The sequence below is a fragment of the Exiguobacterium sp. s22 genome (assembly GCF_018617455.1).
Classification (GTDB): Bacteria; Bacillota; Bacilli; order Exiguobacteriales; family Exiguobacteriaceae; genus Exiguobacterium.
This window is the reverse complement of the sequence record NZ_JACSKD010000023.1, coordinates 1-437: the sequence shown is the minus strand read 5'-3', so window position 1 is coordinate 437 and position 437 is coordinate 1. Positions and strand designations below refer to the sequence as shown.

The window sequence follows — 437 nt, the reverse complement described above, 5'->3', positions numbered from 1 at the left end:
AGGCGAGAATTCTCCCTCCTCTAAGCGTCTCGGGGCGTAGCCCGGCGTAGGTGGGAGATGAATCGCCCGGTCCAAACGTCTTTTCCCCTGTGACAGATAGGACGAACAAAAGTTCGTGATTCCGTCAGATTCTCTCTCCCCTTCCGCGGGTATCGGACGAGGAAGACACATCACGATTTTCTGAGGGGAGGAGGGACAGACATGCTGAAAGGTTACAAATATAGGCTTCACCCGACACCTGCACAGGCCGAGTTCCTTATCAAGACGATCGGCTGCGCCCGATTCATCTACAACAAGCTGCTCGAGGACCGCATCGCCATCCGCGATGAGGCGAAAGCGAGAATCGTGACGAGACGGAAACCGGCGACACCCGCATCCTACAAGCCCCTGTTCCCGTTCCTCGCCGAGGCGGACAGCCTCGCGCTCGCGAACGCGAA

General features: G+C 57.9%; 1 protein-coding gene. It reads left to right on the top strand.

The genetic code is table 11. The features are described from left to right. Positions 1 to 201 precede the first annotated feature (201 nt). The coding region (locus KNO94_RS15165; RefSeq protein ID WP_214781051.1) for a helix-turn-helix domain-containing protein at positions 202 to 437 on the top strand (236 nt) is incomplete at its 3' end.